This window comes from Terriglobia bacterium (assembly GCA_032252755.1).
Classification (GTDB): Bacteria; Acidobacteriota; Terriglobia; order Terriglobales; family Acidobacteriaceae; genus JAVUPY01.
In genome coordinates, this window is sequence record JAVUPY010000059.1 from 56,729 (window position 1) to 82,304 (window position 25,576).

Below are 25,576 nucleotides of genomic sequence, written 5' to 3' on the forward strand. Positions count from 1 at the left end.
GCCGCAGAAAGAATCGATCCATCGTTGAATACGTGTGAGTTTTTGCTGTTCTGATCGCTTCATTACTTTGTCCCGCTTTGTCCGATGCGGACAACGAGACGCCACGTTGCTGGTGAATCGAGTGCTCCGGTCGGATTGCGCTGCGTCCTCAACCCTGCAGCTACGGAACTTTGAAATCGAACGTATCCGTATCGACGGCCGTTTGCGAGCCGACCCTGCCGCTCACCATCACCTTGAGAAGATTGCTACCGGGACGCAACGGCAAACGTACGGCCTCGGCTGTTCCAGGCTCGGGATGGAAAAGTTTGGTGACATCCGAGTTATTCAGTTGGGCTCGGAATGTTGACGGGTGTACGGTCGGCCCGTAAACAATGATCGGTTCGTAATCTTTGGTTCGCGGCGGCAACCGCGGAGAGGCGGAACTCGGTCGCCCCCAGGTCAGCAAATCATCCGCGGCTCCTGAGGCCTGCGAGCCGGTGAAATTGCCGCGCAAGCTGTCTGCCGCCGGGTCTGGGGCACACTCAAAGTCATAGACCTGTAGTTCGCCAGTGCTGATCGGCAGGTCCGAATAACGGCGACCCTCGAGATGCCCGCCAGTTTGATCCGACCAGTAGATACCGTAGTTCCCACCCTGGGCTGCCACAATGGCCAGCCTGTACTCGCCCGGGACTGGATTCTCGACCTCAATTTGCCGGAAACATGGCTTTCCCGGCTGCGCCGAGTTTTTTGCGGTCGAACAATTCTCGCTCGGGATGGAGCGTGGAATCTGGCTGGTTTCGAGCCCAAACCGGTCGAATCCGGCGCTTCGCCCGTCGGGATCGGTAAGGATGAAACGCACGTCCGAATGCACTCCTATTCGGAGCACGCGTTCCTGTTTTACTGCTGGAGTGTTTTGTCCAGTTGCAAACGTTGCGAGTAACAACAAGATTGGAATAACTAACTTCCCTGATCCGTTCGACACGATGTGTTGGATGCACGGCGGAACGTCTTTTCTGCCGCGGTTTAGTCATGCCGCGGTAAGCTACGGCTGCTTTACCGATCCTGCGTTGCGCACTTTTTTACAACGGATTACAGGATTCGACCTATATATCCAGAGCTGAATTTCCTGTAAATTCCCCCGGAACAAAAAAACAAGGGCATACCTGTCCCCCGGAGTATGTAACTTGCGACATCTAGAATTGCTTTGCCTGCTCTGTGTCTTTTCTGCCTTCGGTTTTGCGCAGATCAGCGTTTCCTCCCCATCAACCTCAACCGTTTCCTCTCCCACAAAATTCTCTGCCTACGCAAAATCCGCATACGGCGTGTCCATCACTGAATTCAAGCTCTACATTGACAACACAGAAAAATACCGCACCTCTTCCAGCAGCATGAGCACATCCTTAAGCCTTTCAGGCGGCAAACATAATGTCGTATTCCAGGCATGGGACTCGAAGGGCTACGTTTACAAGAAACAGCTGTACATCAATGTTTCGACAACATCGTCCTCGACCAGCACAAACACCTATTGGAATATCGACCAGATGACAGGATGGGAGAGCTGCGATTCCTGCGCGGGATCGGGCGGCTCCGGCCCAAGTGCTCCCTACAGCATGACGCAGTTCATCTCCAGCCCCTCGATGGACGGCAAGTCCGCCCGGTTCTGGCTTGGCGGCTCGACACCCTACTCGCAGGCACTATGGTGGAAACACCTGACCGCCCAATCAGGTGCGCATCATTTCATCTACGATTTGTACTTCTATTTGAAGAACTCGTCGGCGCCCCAGGCGCTCGAGTTTGACGTGAACCAGTCGGCCAACGGACACCACTTCATCTTCGGGACGCAATGCGACATCCGGAAATCTAAACAATGGGATGTGTGGGATGACATTTACCAAAAGTTCATTCCAACCGGGATCGCATGCTATGCGCCGACCGCTTACAAGTGGCACCACCTCATCCTCGAGTTCTATCGCAGCACCGACAACCGCACGCACTTCATCGCCGTGACACTTGACGGTGCGAAGCATTACATCAGCAAGAGCTACGCTACGCGCTCAACCAGCGCCAGTTCCCTCTCGACGGCGTTCCAAATGGACGGGAACTATCTCGAGACGGATTACTCAACCTGGCTGGACAAAATCAAGCTGACGTACTGGTAAACTCCCGGCGGGGCCGCAAAAACAGAGGGCATCGCGTTTGCGATGCCCTGCTCTGCTTCTGCGGTAAACTGCCGAGGATCAATCCGGCTCCACAAACATCATCTCCCGAGTTCGGCGAAAACCCAGCTTTTCATAAACTTGCTTCCCTTCATCCGACGCGTGCAGCGTCATCACTCGAATTTCCCTTCGGCGGGCCTCTGCCATGACGGTCTCCATCAGCCCACGCGCGATCCCCTTCCGCCGATGCTCTGGTTCGGTCCAGACATTCAAAATGTAGCCACGGACAGGCCCAAGATCACGCAGGTTCGGCGGCCACTCCATCAGCAACATTCCTGCGTTCGCGACCGGGACGTGAGCTGCGGTCTCGACCACCCAGCCGATGTAAATTCCGCGCCGAATGGCATCGGCAACCCACACGGTGAACGCCTCGACCACGCGCTGCATGCGCTGGTCATCTGGCTTCCCCATTGAAAGAAACATTCGCCGCCGCATCTCGGCCAGCACCGGCGCGTCGTCGGGGGTTGCCAGACGGGTTGTGTGTGGGGGCTCCATGCGAACCGATAATACCAAGGTGCACCCGCACCAAAGCGCCTTCCATCTCGCTTTGCGACAGAGATCCCGTTACAATTCCGCCATGCGCTACGTCTTCATACTTCTCGCTGTTTTTGGGATCGTCGTGTCGTCGCTCGCACTGCGCGAGCACTATCGCGAAGGAGTTTCGCCGTGCAGCATCAATGACAAGTGGGATTGCGGCATTGTCAACAAGAGCCCGTTCGCGATGATCGGCAAGGTTCCGGTCGCGGTGATAGGGATTGCGGGCTATCTGCTGCTGGGAGTACTCGGGGCTATCCGCCGGTACGGATTGCTGCTGGCAGCGGCGCTGATCGGGCTTGGCTTCTCTCTCTACCTCACGCACATTGAGGCAAGCATTCTGGGGGTGTGGTGTATCTACTGCGTGATGTCGCTGGGAACGATCTCGTTTATCACGCTTCTGGCGATCGTGACCGTGCTCGTCTGCAAAATGCGGGAGAAGAAGACCGTTCCAGCACAATAAACCGATGACCGATTGCTGAGTAATTCTGATGCCAACCGACCGCCAGGAACCCGCTTACCTCTATTCCGAAGAAGACGCCGCCCGGAAGAGCGCCATCGCGCGTGAGTTTGTTGCCACCCGCAAGCGGCTCAATGCCAACGTTGACGCCGCCGACAACTACCTCGTCAAGCGCGTCTACAACATCGACCACAACACCTATCTAGAAGGTGCCATTCCGGCCAAGTACAAGGAATTGATGGGGCTCGTCGTCTCCGCCGGGCTGCGCTGCGACGACTGCATCAGCTATCACATCATCCAGTGCTGGCGGCTGGGCGCCTCCCGGGCCGAACAGGAAGAAGCGCTAAACGTAGCCCTGGTCGTCGGGGGAACCATTGTTATCCCGCATCTACGGCGGGGGTACGCGCTTCTCACCGAGCTATATAGCTGACTGCAATGCGAACCACCAGGACACTAAGGAACACGAAGCATAGGACCTTACCTTAGTGCGCCTTGGCGCCCTCAGTGGTTATCTTTCTTCGCATTGCCACCGGTTCTCTCTTCTGGGATACTTTGCGCAACTCCCTGACAGCTTCGTCCGTATATCTGGGAGAGGAGGCGCAATGTTAATTGGCCTTTTGGTAGTCGTCGTTGTGCTCGTGCTCATCGTAGCCGGGATGTACAACGGCCTGGTGCAGCTCCGGGTACGCGCAGATTCCGCGTGGTCGGACATCGATGTCCAGCTCAAGCGACGTCATGACCTCATTCCCAACCTGGTGGAAACAGTGAAGGGTTATGCGGCGCACGAAAAAGGAACTTTCGAAAACGTAGCCAAGTTCCGTTCTGCCGCTATGGCCGCCACCACACCAGAACAACGTGGCCAGGCCGAGGGCATGCTGACCCAGGCTCTCCGCGGGTTGCTGGCGGTTGCGGAAGCCTACCCGCAGTTGCAGGCTTCGACGCAGTTCCAGTCCCTGCAAAATTCGCTCAGCCAACTGGAAGATGCGATTCAGAACTCGCGCCGGTACTACAATGCCGTGGTCCGCGATCTGAATACGAAAATCCAATCGTTCCCGACGAACATCATCGCGGGGATGTTCAACTTCCAGCAGAAACAGTTTTTCGAGATCAGCGAACCGACTGATCGCAATGTGCCGGCGGTGAAGTTCTAGATATGCGGAAAAACTCCACTTTGCGGGGGCGCGCCATTGTGTGCGCCCTCTTCTTTCTCCTGGTCTTCGCTGCGCTGCCTGCTTCCGCTCAGCACAGCTGGCGCGTCTCGAACTTCGACACCAACATCGCGGTGATGAAGAATGGGACGATGTTGGTCACCGAGCACATTTCGCTCGTGTTCATCGGTGAGTGGCACGGCATCCATCGCACGCTGCCCATCCAGTATCCCGGCCCGCACGGCACCAACTACACCCTCTTTCTGAATGTACGGTCGGTTACTGATGGGAGCGGTCACCCGCTGAAATACGACAGCTCCATCCACGGTGCCTACCGCGATCTCAAGATCTATATACCCGGCGCCGTCGATACCTCGGGCGAGGTCGACATCCAGTACGAAGTGCTGAATGGCGTCCGCTTCTTCAACGATTACGATGAACTCTACTGGAACGTAACCGGCAACGATTGGGGGGTGCCGATCGATCATGCGTCGGCCTTCGTCTTGTTCCCCGACAAGGCTGGCGGACAGCTTCGCGCGCAGGCGTTCACCGGGTTCTACGGTTCGCACGCAAAGGAAGCGACCGCCCAGGTTAACCGCAACCAGGTAAGTTTCGAGACAACAAACCCTCTTTCGATGCGCGAAGGCCTGACCATCGACGTTTACATTCCCAAGGGCATTCTCGACGAGCCCAGCGCGTTCACTCGAGCTGGCTGGTTTATTCGCAGCAACAGCATCGTTCTACTGCCGGTTTTTGCTTTTCTCGTGATGTTCACGATGTGGTGGTACAAGGGTCGCGATCCGCAGTCAGGCCTTTCGGTCGCGCCCATGTATGATCCGCCCAAGGACATGTCGCCGGCTGAAGTCGGTTCGCTCATCGATGATTCCGTCGATCCGCGCGACGTTACCTCCACCATCGTCGATCTCGCTGTCCGTGGCTATATCCACATCGAGGAGAAACAAGAAAAGGTTCTCTTGTTCAAGAACACAGACTACATTTTCCGGCTCCTCAAGCCGCGCAACGAATGGAAGGACTTGCGTGCCCATGAGCAATCCATGCTGGACAATATGTTCTCCGGAACGGACGTCATCCACCTTTCCGACCTGAAGAACCGGTTCTACCTTGCGTTACCGGGAGTGAAGAAGAGCATCCTCATCGAACTCAAGCAGAAGGGCATGTACATGGTCGATCCCGATTCGGCGAACGCGTACCGCTTCCTGGCGGTGCTGATTATCGCGGCGCCTTTTGTGCTGCTGCAGGTGACCGGCCAGGCACAGTTCTTTCTGGCTCCCTTGGTGGCAATCGTTTCCATCATTCTCGCGTTGGCCATCGTGGTCATCATCGGCAGACTCATGACCGCCAAAACTCTGCGTGGTGTGCGTACAGTTGTGGAAATCCAGGGCTTCCGTGAGTTCATGAATCGCGTTGAGGGCGACCGCCTGCGGACAATGCCGCCCGACACCTTCGAGAAGTTCCTGCCCTATGCAATGGCACTCGGAGTAGAGAAGCACTGGGCCCATGCTTTCCAGGGCATCGTCCAGAACCCACCCACCTGGTACACCGGGCCGTATGGATACCCGGGCGGCTACTTCAACCCCATCTTCTTCACCAGCAACATGAATTCGCTCACGAGTTCCACCTATGAGGCTTTCGCTGCTGCTCCCCGCGCCAGCTCGACCGGATCCGGTTGGGGCGGAGGTGGTGGCGGATTCTCCGGCGGAGGCTTCTCCGGCGGAGGCTTCGGCGGTGGCGGGGGATCGGCTTTCTAGCACCCGGCAAAGCGAGAGTACCTTCTCAGTTTTGATCTGCACTGAGTAGGTACTCTCTCAGCGATCACGCTTCTCTCTTCGGCAATTCTGCTGTGCTCCATTCTGCACACCTTCGCTGTCAACATCCCCCTGAAATTTCACATCCTAATCAGTGTTTGCCCCTGAAGCGCCGGAGGTCTTTATGGCAGATCCATTACGGAAACCGCTGGAACCGAGTTGCGAAGTCGAACCGCCTGGCACTCTGCCCGGAACTTCACCTCTCGCCGACGAACTCGAAGCTCGCCGCATGAAGCGGGAACAAGAACGCCCCTTGGTGAACGCAGCCGAGAGTGTTGGCAGCACAGTCGGAAGCGCGATTGGCGCGATTCGGAACACAGTTCACTCCGGCATCAAACTGGTGAAGAAACACTCGTCGGACACGAGCTCTTCGTTCGAGGATCTGTCGGATTCGGTTCGCGACCGTGCTGACGAAGTGACGCGCCAAACTCGGCTGCGCGCACAGCAGTGGACCAGTGCAGCCCAGCGGCGAGTCCGGACAGTCCGCACCCGGGTGCATGAGTTTTCGGAACAGCGCCCTGCTCAATTTGTTCTCGCCATCGGCGGGATAGCGATGATTGCCGGGTTAATTCTAAGGCTATGGAGGTCAAATCGTGACTAACGGAACTATGAATAACGGCCGTTCCGTGGCCGAGGTCATGCACGAATTCCGAGAAGACCTTAAGGACTTCGCAACCACGCGCATACAGATGCTGCGCAACGAGATCAACGAGAAGATCGGCGCCTGGAAAGTCGGCCTGCCGGCCATGATTATCGGACTTGTCCTGCTCGGGACGGCGTATCTGCTGTTCACCGCAGGTCTGGTAGTCGCCATTGCGCTCGCATTCTCCGGCCAGCCTTGGGGTTTCGCGGTGTCCTTCGGTATTGTGATGATCGTTTACGGACTCGCCGGCGGACTGCTGTTCTTCTATGGCTGGAACACTGTTAAAGCAGGGGGATTTGCGCCCGAAAAGACGATGCGTATCCTCAAACAAGATCAGGTCTGGCTGAAAACGGAAGCGAGGACACAATTATGACCAGCGGTTTACCAACTGAAATCCTGGAACAACGCGCCGCAGACGAGCGACGCCGGCTGCACGACTCCGTTGCCGAGTTGCGGCTCACCATGAAGGACAAGCTCGACGTTCGGCGTAATGCGGAAGACTGGACACGCCGGCACTTGACTGAGGCCGCTGCGGGAGCAGCTATTGTAGGACTCGTCTTCGGCTGGACCTTCGGCGGGGTGTTTACAGCCTGAACAGCATCGAAACTGCAGGGTAGAAGGCCGCGTGACCCCCGGCCTTCTACGTCCCCCTTGCGACCATTCTGCCCTCAAATTCTCCTAAGGCGAATCCTTCATCCCCGTTTGTTTTCGATGTACCGGGTGCGTTCCGTGCTATCGATTTCAGCTACTTTCGTGATATAACGCGAAGCGCGGCTTGAATTTATTCCCCAAAATGGCTGCCAATTGGGAGTCACTCCCGTTAAGGAGTAGCCCTGTATGGATGCTCGAACAGGTCGCCGTTTCCCGGTTCACATTCCGGTCCGGGTCGGCGATAGCCCTGCGTCGGCGGAACATGTCGGCACGACCGAGAACATAAGCTCCTCCGGCGCCTATTTCTGGCTTGATACCCCACCGGAAATCGGCTCCATCATTGAATGCGAGATGACGATTCCGAGTAAGACGATCGGATCGAAGTCGGATGTCACTCTCCGTTGTCTCGCTCGTGTTATTCGGACCGACACACCCAAAAACGGCACGCAAACCGGCGTGGCTTGCGTGATCGACTCATACGAATTCGTCCGGCCGAAGATACGCTCGAAAACACGGCCTAAACGTTCCACGAAGGTTAGACCCAAGATCAAGGCTCGCAAACATAAGCCGAGGACCAAATAATGCTCAAGGTCATTCTGGCGGACAATCAAGCTATCTTCCGTGCGGGTATCGCCAAAGTGCTCGCTGTTGAGGACGACGTCCGTATCGTAGCCCAGGCTCAGTCTCTCGAACAGTTCCTGATGGCCCTGGAGAAGTTCCGCGCCTCTGTGGCGATCTTTGCCAGCAGTTTCCTGCCAAACTTGGAAAATGTTTCCAAGGTCGCACAGCAGTCGCAGTCGCGCCTGGTGGTTGTGGCGGAAAATGGTGAAAACTCCGAGCGCTATCTCAAGGCGGGCTGCGAAGGCGTCGTTTATCGCAGCATTGGCAGCGAATCGCTCATTGAGTGCGTTCGCCGGGTTTCGCGCGGCGACCGCTTCGTACAAGACGCCAAGGGCCCGGCCCCGGCGCCTGAGCACGAAGATTTTGTAGGTGCTCGCGTGCGTGACCGTCTCACGCCCAAAGAGCTGCGCATCATCGCTCTGATTGTGCAGGGCTATAAGAACAAGGAAATCGCCACTCAGTTGGGAACGACAGAACAGGTCATCAAGAATTACCTGCGCAACGTTTACGACAAGATTGGCGTCTCCGACCGGTTGGAACTGGCGCTATTCACTATCCACCACCGGATTCTGGCAGAAGCGGCAGCAGCCACAGCCGCAGCCACTTCGTAGGTCACGCCGCTCGCTCCGGTTCCGGTGTGGTAGATGGCAGTTCCACCGTAAACCGGGTGCCTGCTCCGGGTTTGCTGTTGAACGTGATATTGCCGCGTTGTTGACGGATCATCTTTAAGGCACTGGACAGACCTAGCCCAGTGCCTTTGTTCTTGGTCGTGTAATACGGCTCGAAGATGTGAGAGCGCGTTTCCGCCGAGATCCCCACACCGGTATCCTCCACGAACGCGTGGACCTTGCCGCACTTCTGTTCACAACCGACAATCAACGTACCGCCACTCGGCATCGCATCAATCGCATTCAGTATCAGATTGGTAAAAATCCGCCGCATCTCCGCGGCGTTGGCGCGAACTCGTGGCACCGGATGAAACATTCGGATGATTGAGACGTTCTTCTGCGCTTCCCACGTTGGGCGGGTCAACTGGATCGCTTCTTCGAGCACCGTGTTCAGGTCGATCCGGTCCGTTGGTAATTCGCCGCCGATGAGGAACTGGCGCACGTTGTTCACGATTTCGGAGCCGCGTTTCACCGCATTCAGAATCATCCGAATCAAAACCGCTCGGTCTTCGGCAGAACGGTCCGGCATCACCTCGAGCACCGTGGCAGCCTTCGAGATCGTATCGAGCACGTTGTTGAAGTCGTGCGCCAGGCTCGCTGCCATTCGCCCCAACGCATCGTGGCGTTCGGCATCAGCCATGTGCTCTTGCAGTTGCGTCAATTCGGTGATGTCCTGGACGATCACCAGTGCTCCGACAATCTTGTCGTCCTGCTCGCGAATCGGCTGCGCCCTGACCGAAACTTCCGTCGCTCCTTTGGCAGTTTTCAACGTCTTGCGTTCGTGAACGCTCTCACCACGCAGGGCTCTCGTCGCTGCCCATTGCGGTGGTTGCGAAACGCCGACGCTGTACTCCGAGACAAATTTCGCGAGTTCGACGTCGTTCATCGCAAGCAGGCGCGACTTCGGCACTCCCAGGAGACGCTCCGCTCCCTGGTTCGCTTCGATAACTCGTCCCTTGGAGTCCACGACGAAGACGGCCTCGGGCATACTCTCAATTAAGGTCGATATTTCGATTTGTCGTGCCGGATGCAGTGGAAGTGCCCGATGCCGGCGCTCAATTAATTGGATCGAGCCCATGGCAAGTGCCGAACTGCCGTAGAGCCATGTGAAAGCCGGTTTGGAGATAAGCGTAGTAATCGAGTCTAGTAGGAAACGATGATCGCCAAGTAAAACCATCCCCGGAGCCCCTGTAGCTCTAGCGCCACGCCTGATACACGCCAGGCGCGTGCGCCACAAAGCACCAACTCTAGGTTGAGATGGTGGCGCAGAAAGAGCGGGATGCTTGGGCTAGCGACTTGCGGGACGATCCGAGGTCTTCAGCAACTCGTTTACGATCGTGACAAGTTCTTCCGGATTTACCGGCTTTTCGAGGTATAGGTCGGCCAGCGGTTCTGCCGCCTGGAAGGCTTCAGCTACATACCCTGAGACCACAACGACGGGAACGCTGGAGTGTAACTTTGCCGCCTGGACGACGGTTCTTCCATTGGCATCCCCCAAACGCCAATCCGTCACCACGGCATCGTATTGATTCGCCTTAAGTTTCTCGATGGCTTCATGAGCCGAGGTCGCCGCCGTTACGGTGTGCCCTGCTGCTTCCAGAATCGCACACTTCAGCTTCACCACGTGCGGTTCGTCATCAATGCACAGGATCCGGGCCATAAGAGAGGCTCACCTCGGGGCAGGTGCCCTAGCGTCGTTGGCATCAATATTGCTTCGCGCCCCGCCCATTGTCAAACCGCTTAGTCGCTTTTTCTCATTTAGATGCGGGTAAGCAGAAGAAAGTAGTGTCGAAAACTAAAAGGTCGAAAGCTAAAGCCGTGGCTCCCTTGGCTTTAACTTTCGACTTCTGACTGTTGACCGTCCTTACAGCTTCTTCCCAATCGATTTCGCCTGCGTGAACAGCAAGAGATAGTCGGGCCCACCGGCCTTGGAATCCGTGCCGGACATGTTGAAGCCGCCGAACGGATGCGCGCCGACGATGGCACCCGTACACTTGCGGTTGATGTACAGATTACCAACATGGAAATCGCGCATCGCCCGCTCAATCTTGTCCGGGCTGGAGGTATAGGCAGCACCCGTCAATCCGAATTCCGTGCCATTCGCAATCTCCAGTGCTTCGTCGAAATTCTTCGACTTGAGTACTGCCAGCACCGGTCCGAAGATTTCTTCCTGCGCGATGGTGTCCGTCGGCTTCACATCGGCGATAACCGTGGGCTGCACGAAATACCCGTCCCCAAATCCCTCGGCCTTTCCGCCACCAGTAATCACCCGTCCACCCTCTTCCTGGGCTTTCTGGATATACCGCAGGATTGAGTCCATGGAGCCCTTGTTGATGACCGCCGCCATGTTCGGATTCGTCGTCGGATCGCCAATCGTAATCTTCTGCACGCGTGCTCTGAGCGCCTCGAGGAACTTGTCGTAGATTCTCTCATCGATGATTGCGCGTGAGCATGCCGAGCACTTCTGTCCCTGGAACCCGAACGCTGCCTGTGCAACGCCCTCTACGGCCGAGTCGAAATCGGCATCAGCATCGACGATGATCGCGTCTTTACCACCCATCTCGAGCACTACGCGCTTAATCCAGATCTGCCCCTTTTGCTGCTCCGCCGCGCTCTTGTTGATGTGCAGCCCGACTTCGCGCGACCCCGTAAACGCGATGAAACGCGTCTTCGGGTGCAACACCAGCGCGTCGCCAAAGCTTCCGCCCCCACCGGGGCAGAAGTTCACCACCCCGTCCGGCAGCCCAGCCTGTTCCAGCACCTCAAAGAACTTCGCCGCAATAGTTGGGGAATCCGAAGACGGTTTCAATACCACGGTATTGCCGGCAACGATCGACGCCAAGGTCATGCCACCCATAATGGCCGCCGGGAAGTTCCACGGCGGAATGACAATGCCCACTCCGAGCGGAATGTACCAGAGATAATCGCGCTCGCCCTTCAACTGCACCGGCGCATCCGACTTCGAGAGCTGGATCGCCTGCCGCGCATAAAATTCGCAGAAATCAATCAGTTCAGCGACATCTGCATCAGCCTCTGCCCAGTTCTTTGAAACTTCAAAAACCAGCCACGCGCAAAATTCGAACTTGCGGTCGCGAATAATCTTGCCCGCTCTGAGCAGCAGTTGAACGCGATCTTCCACCGGGACGTTCTTCCACGTCTCGTACGCCTTCACCGCCGCCTGCATCGCCGGTTCTACATGCTCTACACCGGCCTTCTGGAACATACCGACAATCTCGCTGGGCTTGGCAGGATTAATGGATTTGATCTTGTCGTTGGTCTTCAGCCGGCGACCGCCGATCACCAGATCGTACTCGCGGCCGAGTTGCGACCGAACCTTGTCGATCGCCGCCCGCATCTTGCGCGCATTCTCTTCTTTGCTGAAGTCGGTTAGGGGTTCATTCTTAAACGGAGTGAGTTCAATCAGCTCACGAGCTGGAGCTTCCACAGTAGCCATAAATGCGTCCTTTTAATGGTCCACTGAGATGCGGACCCGGTTGGCAACCTTAAATTTTAGCACTGCCGGTCGATTTTTGAGCCGAGATGACCTGCTCATTTAAGATGCAGCAACCCTGCTAAAGTCGCTGCAACTCAGTGGGTACCCGAAAATTGTTTTCTTCCAAATAACCCAATCAATCTCGGAAGACTTTGGTACTAGCCGGGGATTCGGAACTGTCGAAGAACTTCCGGTCAAGTGAATCACTTACTCTACTGTCCTTCCGCCGCCCTCTTTAGCTCTGCCAAATCGATCTTCTTCATTTTCAGCATTGCTCCCATCGCCCGATTCGCCTTAGCCCTGTCCGGATCACTCAGGAGTTGAATGAGTTCGACCGGTGTGATTTGCCAGGAAAGCCCGTACTTGTCCTTCAGCCACCCACACGGACCCTCTTCACCGCCCGCCGACAGCCTGCTCCAGTACTCGTCGACTTCTTTCTGGCCTCTGCACTCGACCGAGAACGAGATCGATTCATTGAAATGGAACTGCTGTGGGCCGCCATTCAAGGCAATAAACGGCTTGCCATCAAGTTCAAATTCCACCACTTGAACTTTCGCATTCCTGCTGGGTCCGGCGTCCTCATACCGCGTAACCTTGTTGATCTTCGAATTCTCGAAGATGGAGGTGTAGAACTTCGCGGCCTCTTCGGCCTGGTTGTCGAACCATAAGAACGGTGTGATTTTGGGCATCTGAATTCTCTCCTCTATGCAGACGTCGAACGAGCGGCGCAGGTATCGACAACAGAAACGACCCTACCTGGAATTCATAGCGGGTGGACTCAACCGGGAATCCGTTGTTTTGGACGCATTCAATCGCGCCGAGACAATCGTCTCAATCTCGGCAATCACTTCTTCGACATTCAGCTTCGAAGTGTCAACATGAACGGCGTCAACTGCGGCCACCAGCGGAGATGCCGCACGGGTGGAATCGCGACGATCCCGCTCCTGCATGTCGCGAATGAGTTTCGCGGCCTGCTCGGGATTGTTCGCGTTCACTTGCGCAATGCGACGCTCGGCCCGGATGCTCTGGTCGGCATCGAGGAATATCTTTACGTCCGCATGAGGAAATACGACCGTACCGATATCACGACCTTCCATAATGATCCCGCCCCGCGAGCCCATCTCCCGCTGTAGTTGGACCATCAATTCGCGGACCTTGGGCTGAACCGAAACCACGGAAGCGGCATCGGTGACATCACGGTCGCGAATTCGCGTCGAGACGTCGCGCCCATCCAGCAAAACGCGGTTGCCTTCCGGGGTTGGTATCAGTTCGATCTTGCTCTGCTTTGCGAGCTCGACGAGTGCGGGTTCCGATGTTCGATCCGTGCCGGTCTCAATCGCCTTCAATCCGAGCGCGCGATACATCGCACCGCTTTCGAGATTCACGTATCCGAACTTGCTCGCGAGTCGCGCGGCGACGGTGCTCTTCCCCGCTCCGGCAGGCCCATCAATTGCGATCACAAGCTTCCTGGGATTCGCAGACATTCTTATTTATTTCCCTCGCCGTTAGGAGTTTTTGCCGGCACTGGCCGCGGTCTCCGGGCGATCGTTCTGGAAGGGTCTGTTCTGATCACGACCGGGCGTGGCGGCCGCTCGACGGGAGCAGGCCTCGGCGGAGTGATCTGAATCATCGTGCGTCCTCCGATCGTCACGTACTGCAACTCCCGCGCCGCCAGCAAGGCATTGATGGCCTCCCGCGTACGCGATCGCGCAATCAGGTTCGAGAAAAATTCTTCAATCTCTCCCTGCTCGACCGCAACCAGGCTGTCCACGTACTTCGACACCAGCGCCGTCAGTGCCTCTGGGATACTGAGGTTCATCCCTTCCCGCACCGGATCGGGCGACCACCGGAACAGGATGTCCCACGACGCACCCTCTTCCGGGTTGTAATCGACGCGGGTAATGCGTAACTTCGACCAAAGCTCGTTCAGTGCCCGGTCAAGCGCAGCAATCGAAAGATCCCCGCCCAGAATTTCTCGCAGGCGCGGCTTCGCGATCGGTCCCTGCTTCTGGATAGCCTGAAATGTATGCACCGCCAGCGGCGAATATTCCGACCGCGGCCCCGATTTCGGTACCTGGCGCGGATTCCGGTCACCGACAAGTCCGTAGAAGAACGGGAAGACGGAAGCTGCCACCAGGAATGGTGTTTCGCTGAAGAGATTCGCCTCGTAGGCCATCTTCTGTCGCAGAAGGCGCACCATGAGTTCCTGCGCCTCCATGGCACGCTTATCGGCGAAGGCATGCTGCCAGGTCGGAAGGCTCTCGCCGCTGCCAACGTAAGCGCCGACGAACGTCGGCACCAGCACTGGAGGCCGCACCGGATACATAAGGCAAAAGCCCACTGACTCAATGAACTCCTGCGCGTCCTCTAACGTGCGGATCGGCCGCCCATTGACGCGCCACTTCTCGCTGCGGAGTTCCTGGAGTTCCCGTTCCGTCATGATCTCCTGTTAAATACGTTTGAATGCCCGCTGAATGTCCTTTACAGAATACCGCAAGACGACCGGACGGCCATGCGGACAGGTCATCGGGTATTGCGTTCGGGCCAGTTCGCGAAGCAGCCACTCCATTTTATTTTGCTCTAGCGGCATGTTGATCTTGATCGCCGCCTGGCAGGCGATCGACGCAGCGATGCGCGCCCGAATCTTCTCCAGAGTCAGCGACTGCTCTTCACGCTCAAACTGTTCGAGCAACTCGTGCAGGAGCTTCTCGACGCGTCCGGCATCCACTCCAGCCGGTGCGGTCTTCACAGCGATGGTGCGGGTTCCGAATGGCTCGGCGTCGAAGCCGTTGCGGCGGAGTTCATCGTTGATCTCGGCGAAGACGGCCAGTTGTGCCGGCGTCAGGTCAACGATGATCGGCATCAGCAGTCGCTGCGATTCGACCTGCGCCGCCTGTCGTTGTTTCAAAATGCGCTCGAACAGGATCCGCTCGTGACAAGCGTGCTGATCGACAATCCACAAACCCTGCTGGTTCACGGCAAGGATGAAGGATTCGCGCACCTGCCCGAGCGGCGTCAAACCGCTCAGTTCCGTCAGGTCCATCGGCTCATCCGGTTCTTCGATCCGTGGGCCACAGGATTCCTCGCGCTCAGGAACTATCGCATCGGCACCGGCCAGCGGCGGCTCTCCAATGTGCGAACCAAATGTCTGCGGACGCAGGTGGGCGCCTCCAACTGCGGCGTTCCCTTCCACCTCAATGGCCTCTTCTCCGAATTCGAGACTGCCGGGACGGGGTGGTGGAACGAGAGCGTGAAGGGCAAAATCGGTGCCGACCGCGGAAAGACCCCCATCTGCTGACGGCGGCAGATTTGGGGCTCCGAGCGAGTTGAGTTTGGGTGAAAGTGCCTGCGCGGCGGTCGGTTCGGCGTGGATTTCGCGCGTGAACTGCGGGGCCGGGCGCGCCTGCATCTGCACTGCGCGGACGGAATCGCGCACAAAGTCATGCAGGGCGGACTGCTGGCGGAAGCGGACTTCCGTCTTCGACGGGTGCACGTTGACATCGACTTCCGTGAACGGCATCTCCAAGAAAAGCAGCACGACCGGGAAGACCGTCGGCGGCAGGATGTTTCGATAGGCCTCCGTGATTGCGTGCAGGATAAGACGGTCGCGAATCAGCCGGCCGTTCACGAAAATGAAGATGGAGTTGCGATTGAGTTTCTGTACCTCGGGCTTGGAGACGAATCCGTGAACACGAATCTCGCCCGGTTGCGGTGGCTCGTCCTCTTCTTCACGCTTCGCCCACGGCGGAGGCTTCGGCAGCCCAATGCGCTCCAGTTTGATCGTCGCTGCGATCGGCAGTAGCTGGTCGAGCGTCTCTTTGCCGAAGACCTGATAAATGCGCTCCGCGCTGCTCGGCACGGGTGCCGCGACCAGCATGGCGTTCGTGGTCGTATGCAGTTCCCAGTGCTTGTCGGGGTGCGCAAGCGCGTAATGCGTCACCAGGCTCGCGATATGCGACAGTTCCGTACTCTCGGCCTTGAGAAATTTCTTTCGTGCCGGCGTATTGAAGAACAGATCGCGAACCGTAATCGAAGTTCCGGCAGGAAGGCCCGCTTCTTCGACGGTGAGTATCTTGCCCCCGGCGATCTCGACGATGGTGCCGCTGGCCTCTTCCGGCGCTCGGGTTTCTAGACGCAAACGGCTGACGGAGGCAATTGACGGCAATGCCTCACCGCGGAATCCTAGCGTCGCAATTGATAGAAGATCATCGGCATTCTTCAGTTTGCTGGTTGCGTGTCGCTCGAACGCCAGCAGGGCGTCATCCGGCACCATGCCGCACCCGTTATCGATCACCTGGATGAGTTTCTTGCCGCCGGCATCGATGTTGACGCGGATCCGCGTCGCGGCGGCATCCAGCGAGTTCTCGAGCAGTTCCTTCACCACCGATGCCGGTCGTTCGACAACCTCGCCGGCGGCGATCTTGTTGGCAACGTGCTCGGAAAGGACGTGGATCTTTGCCATCGAAACGCGTTCTCAGTTCCCGGTTCTCAGTTCTCGGCTGAAAGCAAAAAGCGACCGCGGATTTTCGCGGAGATACGCGGATAAACAAAAGCAAAAGCGTAAATGCCTGATTCTAATCCGCGCGTATCGGCGTAATCCGCGGTTATTTCTTTACCTCGATACTTAAATCCCGCAGCTGCGCGTCGCTGACCGGCGTCGGCGCATCCATCATCAGGTCTTTCGCTTGCGCGGTTTTCGGGAACGGGATGACTTCGCGCAGGCTGGCCGCCCCGGCCAGGATCATCACGATCCGATCGAGACCGAGTGCAATTCCACCGTGCGGCGGCGTGCCGTATCGAAGCGCCTCCAGGAAGAAGCCAAACCGCTTTTTCTGCTCTTCTTCGTTCATTCCGAGCGCAGTAAAAATCTTGGACTGGATATCTTGACGATGGATACGGATCGAGCCCGAACCGAGTTCGGTACCGTTCAGAACGACGTCATACGCAAGTGCTCGCACTTCGCCCAGCGGCGAATCGGGGTCGCGAACCGAATCGGCGCTCCCGGCGAGCTTCGTCATGTCTTCCTCGTGCGGCGAGGTGAACGGATGATGCGCGGCGTCCCAGTAGCCCTCATCGTGCTTCCACTCGAACATCGGAAAATCCGTGACCCAGAGGAACTTGAAGACGCCCGGCTTGAAGCATCCATGCCGGTCGGCAAATTTCTGCGCCAACGCCAACCGGAACTGACCCGCCGTGGTGTAAACCGTGGTTTCGGCGCGCTTGAACTTCATCGGCGCGCGGTCCTGCAACGCGCCGCCGCCCACGATCACGAGCAGGTCGCCCTCTTCCGCCCCAGTCATCTGGCGAATTTTCGCGACTGCCTCGGGGAAAGACTTCTCGAGGCGCTTCATGTCATCTATGAGCTTCGGTCCCTCTGCCTTCCCGAACAGTGGGCGCAGGTCTTCGCGCTCCTTGCGCGACAGATCGCCCACTCTCGGCGTGCGGATTGCCATGATCGGCAACTCCGTATCTAGTCCCAGAGTTTGCTTCTGCTCTGCCGTGAAGGCATCTTTCACATCGGTCATCGCAGGCAGCCGGAGGTCCGGCTTATCGATGCCGTAGAGTCGAATCGCCTGGTCATATGTGATATGCGGGAATGGCGCATCGAACTTGAATCCGGCCGCCTCCCAGGCCGCACGGAGGAAGCCTTCAACCACCTCGAACACAGCGTCCTGCTGCGGGTAAGTCATCTCGAGATCAATCTGCGTGAACTCGGGCTGGCGGTCGGCGCGGAGATCCTCGTCGCGGAAGCACCGCACAATCTGGAAATAACGGTCGAACCCGGAGATCATCAGGATCTGCTTGAATATCTGCGGCGATTGCGGTAGGGCATAAAATTCGCCCTTGTTGACACGACTGGGCACGAGATAATCGCGCGCTCCTTCCGGCGTCGAGCGAGTCATGAACGGCGTCTCGATCTCGTAAAACCCCTTCGACGACAGATGATTCCGAATCGCCAGAGCCACGTTGTGCCGCAATGCAACATTGAACTGCAACTCATTGCGTCGGAGATCAATGTAACGGTACTTCAGTCGAAGTTCCTCACTCGCGGTGACATTCTCTCCGGGAAGAAACGGCGGCACCTCACTAACATTGAGCAGGCGGAGGTCTTCTGCAACGACCTCGATCTCACCCGTCGGGATGTTCTTGTTGATGTTGTTCTTTTCGCGCAGTTCGACCTTGCCGGTCACGGCGATGACGTATTCGCTGCGCAGGTCGCTTGCCTTTTCATGCACAGCCGGGTTCGATGGGTCGATGACGATTTGCGTGATGCCGGTTCGGTCGCGTAAATCGATAAAAATAAGATTGCCGAGGTCGCGACGCCGGTTCACCCAGCCCATGAGGACAACGTTCTTGCCGGCGTCGGAGGCACGAAGTTCGCCATTGCGATGCGTACGTTTGAGATCACCAAGAAAATCCAGTTGAGGCACGATCCTATTCCTGCTTTCCCTCTTTGCTTTTGCCCGGCTCGGGGATCACTGTCCCCTGTTCGAACCGAGTAGCCAATCTTTGTTCTGCCGCGTCCAGACGTAGGTTACACGGAAGCGGGCTGGAAATGGCTGGCCTTTAGAAGTGGCTTCCAGATCCATCTTGCAGCTCAGGTACGCCGCATCGCGAGTCATTAGTTTAAAGATGCAGTCCGTCAATTCGTACTTCTTCAAGACTACATCCTTGAAACCCGCCTCAATATCCGGCCAGTGGTTAAACCTTGCCGTCACCAGCGACTTCGACGAAATCGTCCGCGAAATGCGAATGGATGAAGTCCAGATCTCTTCGCTTCTCTGCCTCATACATCTGGTGCAGAGTGCGGTGATCCGGTCTGTCCGCAACCAACTCCAACTGACGAAAGACAGAGCACCGCGACTGCGACTATCCTGACAATTGTCATGGAAGCTCCTCAAGTGCCGCTGAGCTTCCGAACCAACTCTGCCCGCGGCACCGTAACCTGTTCGCCGCTACGGATGTCCTTCACCGCAAACTGATCCGCTTTCACTTCATTTTCGCCGACGATAACGACGTACCGCGCGGCCATTTTCTCGGCCGCGTCAAAACCCTTTTTCAGGCGGAAAGATTCATCGCCGACATCGACAACCAGCCCCGCGTCGCGCAACTCGCGAGCCAGTTTCAGTGCGTGACGATTCATTCCGGCGCCCAGCGGAGCGATGTAGGCATTCACCGGAACCGCGGACTCTGCCTGCTGCGCCTGTAGTGCCAGCACCAGGCGATCTTCTCCCATGGCGAAACCGACGCCGGGGGCTTTTGGCCCGCCGAGCGATTCGCTCAGCCCGTCGTACCGTCCGCCGCCGAGCACCGCGCTCTGCGCGCCTAGATCGCCGTGCGTGAATTCGAACGTCGTGCGAGTGTAGTAGTCGAGCCCGCGCACCATGCGTTCGTTCACCTGGTAGGGAATGCCCATCGTCCCGAGAATTGCTTTAACTTCGTCGAAGTGCTGCCGGCAGGGCTCGTCGAGATACTGGCTGATCTTCGGCAGCGCGTCGATGATCGGCTGGTCTTCCGGCACTTTGCAGTCGAGCACGCGCAACGGATTGGTCTCAGCACGGCGCTGGCAGTCAATGCACATTTTGTCCTTCACGCCGGCGAGGGCCTCGCGCAGCGCCTTGTTGTAAGCGGCGCGGTCGTTCGCGCAGCCGACAGAGTTCAAGTGCAGGGTCCAGCCCTTCAGCCCCACGCCGTCGAGCAGGGCCGTCAGCATCTCTATAACTTCAGCGTCGCGGATCGGCAACTCGCTGCCCGCGCTGGGCGGTCCAATCACCTCGGCGCCGATCTGGAAGAACTGGCGGTAGCGTCCCTTCTGCGGACGCTCGCGGCGGAACTGAGGGCCGACGTAATAAAGCTTCTGCAACTGGCCCGAACGGCCAAGATCGTGCTCGATGTACGCGCGCACCACACCTGCGGTATTTTCCGGCCGAAGCGTCAGCGACTGCGACTTCTCGCTCTGCGCGCGTGCCTTGTCCTCCCAGGTAAACATCTCCTTTGAAACGATGTCGGTGTCCTCGCCGACGCTGCGCGCGAACAACTCCGTCGCCTCAAATACCGGAGTGCGAATCTCGCGAAAGTTGTATCGCTGAAAAACCGAGCGAACACGCGCGTCCACAAAGTTCCACAAATCGGTGTCGGGCGGAAGTAAGTCGCGCGTTCCTCGGATAGCTTTGATCATTCAGTTCTCAGTCGGTTCTTCGTTATTCGTTCTTCGTGAAACTTTGCGTCCTTCGTGGTTATCTTTTCGATGGCACGACGGCCCGACCGCCCGACGGAACAATTTCTTTCTGGTACTGCTCTTTATATCCCAGGTAGTTTCGCCCGTAGGTCAGGATCGAGGCTTTCTCTTCCTCGCTCAGCTTGCGCCTCACCTTGCCGGGGACACCCATTACCAGCGAACCGTCTTCGATCTCCATGCCTTCAGGGATCAGCGTTCCGGCAGCGACTATGCAGTCGTTGCCGATCTTCGCGCCGTTCAGGACCACGACTCCCATTCCGATGAGGCAGCGGTCGCCGACAACGCAGCCGTGCAGCGTGACCGAATGTCCGACCGTCACCCAATCGCCAAGAATTACCGGCCACTTGTTCAGCATCCCGTGCAGCACCGAGCAATCCTGGATGTTCGTGTTGGCGCCGATACGGATCTTGTGTACGTCGCCGCGGACGACCGCGTTCATCCAGATGCTGGCGTTTTCGTCGAGCACGACATCTCCGATCACCTGTGCCGACTCATCCACGTAACAGGACGCGGGAATCGTCGGCAACACACCTTTATAGGGTCGAATCATGGCAGGTCCGTAACCATTGAAGTTATCAAGAAGAGGAGCAAAGGGCAAAGTGTGGATTTGCTACGGCAGGTCGCTGGCATTTCCGGCGATAGACTCACCACAGAAACACAGAGTCACAGAGGAATGACTGCTTAAAGCTTCCGCAAGCTTTTGATGTTCTGAATAAAACTCTCTGTGAGTCGCTATTGAAAACTCGCCTTCACGCACGAGTGCAACAGAAATGTTCCACACAACTCCCAGAATGGGATTCCCAAATTGGAGCTCTCCCCCATTTGGAGAGCACTAATCTCGTGCCCCTCTCAATTTCGCTTGCTATACAAGCATTCGAGAGGAACACAGTGAAAGTCTCCCTGCTCTTTCTGATAGCAATCCTTTTATTTTTTCTTGGTTGCCTGATACTCGCTATCGACACTGCTTTCGCACAAGATGCCTCCCTCGGGGCGATCCACGGGCGCGTGTTCGATCCCGCCGGTCTTCCGGTTACAACCGCCAACATAAACCTTCGCCGCCCCTCGCGCGGCCTCGCGCTCCAGGTCGTCACTAACGACGATGGCACCTTTGCCTTCGGACTCCTGGAACCCGGCGAGTACGAAATTACCGCTGTTGCCAACGGAATGTCTCCGGATAATGTCCGCAAAGTTCGGGTCGAGGTCGGAGCGGTTGCCGAGGTCGACCTTCGCCTGTCGCTCGAGGGAGCTCGTCAGCAGATCACCGTCACTGAATCGCCCCAACTCGTCGAAACCGAGTCCAGCGAGATCGCGCAGGTCATTGACTCGGTTGCAATGGAAGACCTTCCGCTGAATGGCCGCCGATTTACCGATCTCGCGCTGTTCGGGACCGGGGTCACTCAAGATCCCCGCGGCTTGACGTCGTCGTCCAATGGGGATCTCGCCTTCGGCGGCATCCGCGGGTTCCAGTCGACCATGCTCGTTGACGGTAGCGACAACAACAACTCGTTTTTCGCTCAGGCCCGCGGACGCTATCGCGCTCCCTACCAGTTCAGCAATGAGGTGGTCCAGGAGTTCCGTGTTTCGTCCAACGCCTATGGCGCGGAACTCGGGCGCTCCGGCGGCGCGGTTATCAACGTCGTCACCAAGTCGGGCAATAACCAGTGGCACGGCAGCGGTTTTTACTACCTGCGGGATGGCCTATTTAATGCGCAGAATGCCTTCTCTGACCGCAAGCCCGAGGACGTGCAGCACCAGTTCGGAGGGACATTCAGCGGACCGCTGGAAAAGAACAAAGCGTTCTTCCTCGCCGGCTGGGACCAGCATATCTTCCATGTCCCGACTGAGGTTCGTTTCGTTGACGGGAGCAGTGCAGTCGTACCTGCGTCTACCGATTACGAAAGCACCGATGCGGCGCTGGTAGCCGATGCCGCGGCCCAACTGACAGGGATGGCGGGTAGCTATAGCTCGGCGATGATCGGCAACGCCGGATTTTTTAAGGTCGATTACAACCTCTCGCCGCGCCAGTTCATTACGTTTCGGCTGAACACTTCGCGATACAACGGGGAGAACAACGTCTTCCTCGACCCCAGCAGCCCAATCACCACGCACGCTCTCACTGAAAACGGGGTGGAAGACGTTGCGACAGAAACAGCCAATCTCGCTCTGACGAGTGCCTTTTCGCCGAAAACGAGCAGCCATCTGCGTTTGCAGTTCTCCCGCGATCTGCAGAATTCAGCCCCGAACTCAAACGAAGTTCGTTTCAAAATCAACGGGGTGCTCGATGGCGCGGGACGAAGCAGTATCCTGCCTCGCATTACCCGCGAGCACAAACTCCACCTGGCGGAGACCATCAACTTCGAGCAGAAGCGCCATTCATGGAAACTGGGCGCCGATGTTTCTCAAGCTTGGATCTACAACTTCTTCCCCTCCCTCTTCGGCGGCCAGTACATCTTCGACAACACGCGCGTCGATCCGTTCACATTTGCGCCGCGAACTTACGGGATGAGGATTTCGCCTCTCCGCGCCTACGCCCACAATGTGCCGAGATATTACATCCAGAATTTCGGCACCGCCGCATCGCATCCCGACACGACTGAATATGCCCTGTTCGGCCAGGACTCGATCCGGCTGGCCAGCCGCCTCGCGGTGAACGTCGGCCTTCGCTGGGATCTTCAGAGATTCAACACTGCGGGCCTCGAGTCAAATCCTTTGTGGCCCGATTCCGGTCGTGTGCCTGGCGATCTCAACAATGTTTCTCCCCGCGTCGGTTTCGCCTTGAATATCGCGCGCGGTCGGACGACCGTGCTGCGAGGGGGCTGGGGACGCTTCTATACGAGGATACCGTCGATCTACACAGCATCGGTCGAGACCGACAACGGATTGGCCCAGCAGCACCTCTTCCTCGTAAATTCTCAAGCCGCCGACTCAACCATCTTTCCGCAATACCCGAATCCGCTCGTGAACTGTGCGCCCAATGCCTCCGCCTGTGTACCGCCGGATGCAATCGCCGGGAAATTGACTTCCGAGATGTCGGCCTTCGGCCACAACTTCCAGATGCCCTATGTCGATCAAGCCTCGTTGAGCCTTGAGCGCGACGTGGGCGGCGGGTTCGCCGTCGCTGGAACGTACCTCTACGTGCACGGACAACACCTCATTCGCGCCCGCGACGCTAACTTGCCAGATCCCGTCATCGAGGAATATCCCATCTTCAGTTCCGATGGCAGCGAGTTCACCGGCAACTACTATCTCGAGCCGTCCTTCGGAACCTGGCAAACAACGCCCAGCATCGATTGCCCGTTTGTCCCCTGCGTAAATGATCCGCAAAGGCCAGTGCCGCAACTCGATACCGTCGATGTCTTCGAAAGCGCCGCAGAGAGTATCTATCACGGGTTCACGCTTTCGGTTCGCCGAAAGATGAGTCGAGGTTTTTACTTCCGTCTCGGCTACACTTACGCCAAGGCAATAGACAATGGGCAGGACGCACTGATCGCCGGCAGTCCGGCAACCGTGCAAAATTCCGCCGATCCCAACGCCGAGCGCGGATTGAGTTCGACCGATCAACGGCATCGGCTGGCCGTGAGCTGGGTCTACGAACCGCGCTTCTTCCATCGTGACCAGCCGGTGCTCAAGGCGATCTTCAACAACTGGAAGCTTTCTTCTGTAACAACCATTGGTAGCGGCCGTCCCGTGAATGCCCGTGTCACTGGCGATGCCAATCGCGACGGCAATGACACGAACGACCGGCTTCCCGGCACAAGCCGGAATTCCTCTATTGGACCCGACTATGCCACCACCGACTTCCGCTTGAACCGCCTATTGAAGGCAACCGAGCGCTGGAGACTCAGCCTTCTTGTGGAATCATTCAACGCTTTTAATCGGGATAATAAGCGGGTGGACACCACCGATGACGGCTTCCAGTCGGCAGCGGCGAACTTCGTGGTTCAGGATACGACGGTCAACAATAAACGCTATCCGGCGCAATTCCGGCTCAGCAACGGGTTTCTGCAGCCGAATAACGCCTACGCTGCAAGACAGATTCAGTTCTCGCTCAGAGTAAGTTACTGAGGGTGCGGGGTAATCTGGGAGTGGGTACTCGCTGACTCCAAGGGCGGCCGCCTCGGGTCCCCCGCGAGCGTGGGTGCCTCGCGCACGGTGCGGTATGCTCGCTCCCGCGAACCCTCAACCAGTTGAAGAATTGCCGACTTAGAGCGTCCGGCTCTGATAATCTATAAGCGTCCAATAGGGACGGGCAGGGGGGTGTAAGAGTTTGGCTGAAGTCAGATTGCAGGAAGGCGAGTCTCTGGAAAATGCCCTCCGCCGTTTCAAGCGCAAGGTACAGCAGGAAGACATCATCAAGGAAGTGAAGCGTCACTCCTACTACCTGAAGCCGGGTGAAAAAAAGAGGGTAAAAGAGGCCCTAGCCCGCAAACGTAGTCGTAAAAAAGCTCGCAAAGAGCAGGATTAAGTAGTATAAACACGGGCCACTGCTACTTGCAGTGGCCCGTTCCCCGTATGTTTCGGGGGACGATTCGTCGGGGTGACGGGTCGTATGGGGTGTAGATTCGCAGTCCGCATTCATAACGCAGTGGTAGGTAAGTAAGCAGCATTTCAGTTTGCATGCTGTAGGGTCGAACTCAACTCTGAACACGGCGAATGAATGCATCGGGAGCCGCGTTGCATTCAGTCGTTGCCACCGTGTTGGAGAGCACGGCTACAAAGGGGCAACTCGGATGGAATTCCAGGACAGGATTTTAAAGTGCGTTGACTGCGGGCAGGACTTCGTTTTTACCGCGGGAGAACAACTCTTCTTCCACGATAAGCAGTTCAAGAACGAACCCAAGCGTTGCAAGGCTTGCAAGGGTAAACGGGCCCAGGCCCTCGGGCTTCCGGTGAACTCGAATTACCCGAAGGTAGAAACCCGAACCGTCTGCTCGAATTGCGGCAAGGAGACAACCGTTCCTTTTAAGCCGACGCAAGGACGCCCGGTATTTTGCCGGGAGTGCTTCCAGGGCAGCAAGAAAACAGCAACCGCTTCGTAAGCAGACGCGCATTGCGCTCGTGACCAGCTAGGGAAAGTCCCGCCTTCGGCGACCCTCGG

At 57.3% G+C, this 25,576-nt stretch carries 26 protein-coding genes; 13 read left to right on the forward strand and 13 right to left on the reverse strand.

Annotation, left to right across the window (positions count from 1 at the left end; genetic code table 11):
- Window positions 1-160: 160 nt before the first annotated feature.
- Window positions 161-838 (reverse strand): hypothetical protein, encoded by a 678-nt coding sequence (locus ROO76_13965; protein ID MDT8069268.1) that lies wholly within the window; start codon window positions 836-838, stop codon window positions 161-163.
- A gap of 463 nt (window positions 839-1,301) precedes the next feature.
- Here ROO76_13965 and ROO76_13970 point away from each other — a divergent pair, with 463 nt between their 5' ends.
- Window positions 1,302-2,138, forward strand: coding sequence for a hypothetical protein (locus ROO76_13970; GenBank protein MDT8069269.1), 837 nt, complete (start codon window positions 1,302-1,304; stop codon window positions 2,136-2,138).
- A 78-nt stretch (window positions 2,139-2,216) separates the two neighbouring features.
- Here ROO76_13970 and ROO76_13975 read toward each other — a convergent pair whose 3' ends face one another.
- Window positions 2,217-2,708 (reverse strand): GNAT family N-acetyltransferase, encoded by a 492-nt coding sequence (locus tag ROO76_13975; protein ID MDT8069270.1) that lies wholly within the window; start codon window positions 2,706-2,708, stop codon window positions 2,217-2,219.
- Between ROO76_13975 and ROO76_13980 the strand changes: the two genes are divergently transcribed.
- The 9 genes from ROO76_13980 to ROO76_14020 all read left to right on the forward strand — a co-directional run bounded on the left by ROO76_13980 (window position 2,689) and on the right by ROO76_14020 (window position 8,689).
- Window positions 2,689-3,192 (forward strand): vitamin K epoxide reductase family protein, encoded by a 504-nt coding sequence (locus ROO76_13980; protein MDT8069271.1) that lies wholly within the window; start codon window positions 2,689-2,691, stop codon window positions 3,190-3,192. The genes ROO76_13975 and ROO76_13980 overlap by 20 nt on opposite strands.
- A 28-nt stretch (window positions 3,193-3,220) precedes the next feature.
- Window positions 3,221-3,619 carry a carboxymuconolactone decarboxylase family protein gene (locus tag ROO76_13985; protein ID MDT8069272.1) on the forward strand — a complete coding sequence of 133 codons (399 nt, stop codon included), beginning with the start codon at window positions 3,221-3,223 and terminating at the stop codon, window positions 3,617-3,619.
- A gap of 172 nt (window positions 3,620-3,791) precedes the next feature.
- The gene (locus ROO76_13990; protein MDT8069273.1) at window positions 3,792-4,340 is read left to right on the forward strand and encodes a LemA family protein; all 549 of its coding nucleotides are present in this window, start codon (window positions 3,792-3,794) and stop codon (window positions 4,338-4,340) included.
- 2 nt (window positions 4,341-4,342) lie between these two features.
- Window positions 4,343-6,106, forward strand: a complete 1,764-nt coding sequence (locus ROO76_13995) for a DUF2207 domain-containing protein (protein MDT8069274.1) — start codon at window positions 4,343-4,345, stop codon at window positions 6,104-6,106.
- A 181-nt stretch (window positions 6,107-6,287) separates the two neighbouring features.
- The gene (locus ROO76_14000) at window positions 6,288-6,764 is read left to right on the forward strand and encodes a hypothetical protein (GenBank protein ID MDT8069275.1); all 477 of its coding nucleotides are present in this window, start codon (window positions 6,288-6,290) and stop codon (window positions 6,762-6,764) included.
- The gene (locus ROO76_14005; protein MDT8069276.1) at window positions 6,757-7,179 is read left to right on the forward strand and encodes a phage holin family protein; all 423 of its coding nucleotides are present in this window, start codon (window positions 6,757-6,759) and stop codon (window positions 7,177-7,179) included. Before ROO76_14000 ends, ROO76_14005 begins: the two co-directional genes overlap by 8 nt.
- Window positions 7,176-7,400 (forward strand): hypothetical protein, encoded by a 225-nt coding sequence (locus ROO76_14010; protein MDT8069277.1) that lies wholly within the window; start codon window positions 7,176-7,178, stop codon window positions 7,398-7,400. The genes ROO76_14005 and ROO76_14010 overlap by 4 nt, the downstream gene beginning before the upstream one ends.
- A gap of 243 nt (window positions 7,401-7,643) precedes the next feature.
- Entirely contained in the window at window positions 7,644-8,039 is a 396-nt protein-coding gene (locus tag ROO76_14015) for a PilZ domain-containing protein (protein ID MDT8069278.1), read from the forward strand.
- The gene (locus tag ROO76_14020; protein MDT8069279.1) at window positions 8,039-8,689 is read left to right on the forward strand and encodes a response regulator transcription factor; all 651 of its coding nucleotides are present in this window, start codon (window positions 8,039-8,041) and stop codon (window positions 8,687-8,689) included. The genes ROO76_14015 and ROO76_14020 overlap by 1 nt, the downstream gene beginning before the upstream one ends.
- 1 nt (window position 8,690) lies before the next feature.
- On the opposite strand, the gene ROO76_14025 is transcribed toward ROO76_14020, so the two are convergent.
- From ROO76_14025 to ROO76_14075, 11 genes are all read right to left on the reverse strand, one after another.
- Window positions 8,691-9,923, reverse strand: a complete 1,233-nt coding sequence (locus ROO76_14025; GenBank protein ID MDT8069280.1) for an ATP-binding protein — start codon at window positions 9,921-9,923, stop codon at window positions 8,691-8,693.
- Between the two features lie 111 nt (window positions 9,924-10,034).
- Complete coding sequence (locus ROO76_14030) at window positions 10,035-10,406, reverse strand: response regulator (GenBank protein ID MDT8069281.1); 372 nt, start codon at window positions 10,404-10,406, stop codon at window positions 10,035-10,037.
- Window positions 10,407-10,610: 204 nt separating this feature from the next.
- Window positions 10,611-12,200, reverse strand: coding sequence for an L-glutamate gamma-semialdehyde dehydrogenase (gene pruA / locus ROO76_14035; GenBank protein MDT8069282.1), 1,590 nt, complete (start codon window positions 12,198-12,200; stop codon window positions 10,611-10,613).
- A gap of 251 nt (window positions 12,201-12,451) precedes the next feature.
- The gene (locus ROO76_14040; protein ID MDT8069283.1) at window positions 12,452-12,928 is read right to left on the reverse strand and encodes a VOC family protein; all 477 of its coding nucleotides are present in this window, start codon (window positions 12,926-12,928) and stop codon (window positions 12,452-12,454) included.
- Between the two features lie 63 nt (window positions 12,929-12,991).
- Window positions 12,992-13,723, reverse strand: a complete 732-nt coding sequence (cmk, locus tag ROO76_14045; GenBank protein MDT8069284.1) for a (d)CMP kinase — start codon at window positions 13,721-13,723, stop codon at window positions 12,992-12,994.
- Between the two features lie 2 nt (window positions 13,724-13,725).
- Entirely contained in the window at window positions 13,726-14,679 is a 954-nt protein-coding gene (locus ROO76_14050) for a crosslink repair DNA glycosylase YcaQ family protein (protein MDT8069285.1), read from the reverse strand.
- Window positions 14,680-14,688: 9 nt separating this feature from the next.
- Window positions 14,689-16,701, reverse strand: a complete 2,013-nt coding sequence (mutL, locus tag ROO76_14055; protein MDT8069286.1) for a DNA mismatch repair endonuclease MutL — start codon at window positions 16,699-16,701, stop codon at window positions 14,689-14,691.
- Between the two features lie 142 nt (window positions 16,702-16,843).
- Complete coding sequence (gene aspS / locus ROO76_14060; protein MDT8069287.1) at window positions 16,844-18,670, reverse strand: aspartate--tRNA ligase; 1,827 nt, start codon at window positions 18,668-18,670, stop codon at window positions 16,844-16,846.
- A 45-nt stretch (window positions 18,671-18,715) separates the two neighbouring features.
- Complete coding sequence (locus ROO76_14065; protein ID MDT8069288.1) at window positions 18,716-19,030, reverse strand: nuclear transport factor 2 family protein; 315 nt, start codon at window positions 19,028-19,030, stop codon at window positions 18,716-18,718.
- 107 nt (window positions 19,031-19,137) lie between these two features.
- Window positions 19,138-20,418, reverse strand: a complete 1,281-nt coding sequence (gene hisS, locus ROO76_14070) for a histidine--tRNA ligase (GenBank protein MDT8069289.1) — start codon at window positions 20,416-20,418, stop codon at window positions 19,138-19,140.
- Between the two features lie 58 nt (window positions 20,419-20,476).
- The gene (locus tag ROO76_14075) at window positions 20,477-21,028 is read right to left on the reverse strand and encodes a gamma carbonic anhydrase family protein (GenBank protein MDT8069290.1); all 552 of its coding nucleotides are present in this window, start codon (window positions 21,026-21,028) and stop codon (window positions 20,477-20,479) included.
- Window positions 21,029-21,366: 338 nt separating this feature from the next.
- Here ROO76_14075 and ROO76_14080 point away from each other — a divergent pair, with 338 nt between their 5' ends.
- The 3 genes from ROO76_14080 to ROO76_14090 all read left to right on the forward strand — a co-directional run bounded on the left by ROO76_14080 (window position 21,367) and on the right by ROO76_14090 (window position 25,517).
- Window positions 21,367-24,543, forward strand: a complete 3,177-nt coding sequence (locus tag ROO76_14080) for a TonB-dependent receptor (protein ID MDT8069291.1) — start codon at window positions 21,367-21,369, stop codon at window positions 24,541-24,543.
- 202 nt (window positions 24,544-24,745) lie between these two features.
- Window positions 24,746-24,943 (forward strand): 30S ribosomal protein S21, encoded by a 198-nt coding sequence (gene rpsU / locus ROO76_14085; GenBank protein MDT8069292.1) that lies wholly within the window; start codon window positions 24,746-24,748, stop codon window positions 24,941-24,943.
- A gap of 265 nt (window positions 24,944-25,208) precedes the next feature.
- The gene (locus ROO76_14090; protein MDT8069293.1) at window positions 25,209-25,517 is read left to right on the forward strand and encodes a zinc-ribbon domain containing protein; all 309 of its coding nucleotides are present in this window, start codon (window positions 25,209-25,211) and stop codon (window positions 25,515-25,517) included.
- Window positions 25,518-25,576: the final 59 nt, after the last annotated feature.

Coding starts and splice junctions, on each gene's coding strand:
- ROO76_14065 (MDT8069288.1), bottom strand. CDS start 19,030: ATGAGGCAGAGAAGCGAAGAGATCTGGACTTCATCCATTCGCATTTCG.
- ROO76_14090 (MDT8069293.1), top strand. CDS start 25,209: ATGGAATTCCAGGACAGGATTTTAAAGTGCGTTGACTGCGGGCAGGAC.
- ROO76_14075 (MDT8069290.1), bottom strand. CDS start 21,028: ATGATTCGACCCTATAAAGGTGTGTTGCCGACGATTCCCGCGTCCTGT.
- ROO76_14015 (MDT8069278.1), top strand. CDS start 7,644: ATGGATGCTCGAACAGGTCGCCGTTTCCCGGTTCACATTCCGGTCCGG.
- ROO76_13995 (MDT8069274.1), top strand. CDS start 4,343: ATGCGGAAAAACTCCACTTTGCGGGGGCGCGCCATTGTGTGCGCCCTC.
- ROO76_14030 (MDT8069281.1), bottom strand. CDS start 10,406: ATGGCCCGGATCCTGTGCATTGATGACGAACCGCACGTGGTGAAGCTG.
- ROO76_14010 (MDT8069277.1), top strand. CDS start 7,176: ATGACCAGCGGTTTACCAACTGAAATCCTGGAACAACGCGCCGCAGAC.
- ROO76_13980 (MDT8069271.1), top strand. CDS start 2,689: ATGCGAACCGATAATACCAAGGTGCACCCGCACCAAAGCGCCTTCCAT.
- ROO76_14025 (MDT8069280.1), bottom strand. CDS start 9,923: ATGGTTTTACTTGGCGATCATCGTTTCCTACTAGACTCGATTACTACG.
- mutL (MDT8069286.1), bottom strand. CDS start 16,701: ATGGCAAAGATCCACGTCCTTTCCGAGCACGTTGCCAACAAGATCGCC.
- hisS (MDT8069289.1), bottom strand. CDS start 20,418: ATGATCAAAGCTATCCGAGGAACGCGCGACTTACTTCCGCCCGACACC.
- ROO76_13985 (MDT8069272.1), top strand. CDS start 3,221: ATGCCAACCGACCGCCAGGAACCCGCTTACCTCTATTCCGAAGAAGAC.
- ROO76_14040 (MDT8069283.1), bottom strand. CDS start 12,928: ATGCCCAAAATCACACCGTTCTTATGGTTCGACAACCAGGCCGAAGAG.
- ROO76_14020 (MDT8069279.1), top strand. CDS start 8,039: ATGCTCAAGGTCATTCTGGCGGACAATCAAGCTATCTTCCGTGCGGGT.
- ROO76_14050 (MDT8069285.1), bottom strand. CDS start 14,679: ATGACGGAACGGGAACTCCAGGAACTCCGCAGCGAGAAGTGGCGCGTC.
- pruA (MDT8069282.1), bottom strand. CDS start 12,200: ATGGCTACTGTGGAAGCTCCAGCTCGTGAGCTGATTGAACTCACTCCG.
- cmk (MDT8069284.1), bottom strand. CDS start 13,723: ATGTCTGCGAATCCCAGGAAGCTTGTGATCGCAATTGATGGGCCTGCC.
- ROO76_14000 (MDT8069275.1), top strand. CDS start 6,288: ATGGCAGATCCATTACGGAAACCGCTGGAACCGAGTTGCGAAGTCGAA.
- ROO76_13990 (MDT8069273.1), top strand. CDS start 3,792: ATGTTAATTGGCCTTTTGGTAGTCGTCGTTGTGCTCGTGCTCATCGTA.